This is a genomic window from Pseudoalteromonas sp. GW168-MNA-CIBAN-0100, from assembly GCF_040309225.1.
Classification (GTDB): Bacteria; Pseudomonadota; Gammaproteobacteria; order Enterobacterales; family Alteromonadaceae; genus Pseudoalteromonas; species Pseudoalteromonas arctica.
Genome location: NZ_JBEOOL010000320.1, coordinates 1 through 324 on the forward strand (window position 1 = coordinate 1; position 324 = coordinate 324).

Annotated in this window: 1 protein-coding gene; it reads right to left on the minus strand. The window is 43.2% G+C overall.

Going from position 1 to position 324, the window contains the following annotated elements:
- A partial coding sequence (locus AAEY62_RS21300) for a cytochrome c1 (RefSeq protein ID WP_350636364.1) occupies positions 1 to 324 on the minus strand: 324 nt, incomplete at both ends.

A 324-nucleotide genomic window follows, 5' to 3' on the forward strand; every position in this document is an offset into this window, starting at 1 on the left:
GTATATATCCAATCAGAACCACGAACACGTGCAACGTTAGTTAAATCTGGTGGCGCAGCACCAAACCACTTTTCAGCATCTTCTTTCGCCATCGCATTGGTAATATGGCTACCTACTTTTGAACCGTCAAAAATTAACTGTTCTGCGCCAATTTCCGTTGGAATACCGATATCACGAAAAGTACGTTCATAACGCTGGTATTGCATTTGATGACAAGCAACACAATAGTTCATGAACAATTTAGCACCGCGTTGCAACGAAGGCTGATCTGTTAGGTCATTACCAGCATCTAATAATGCCACTGAAGGACCTGCAGCCATTGCC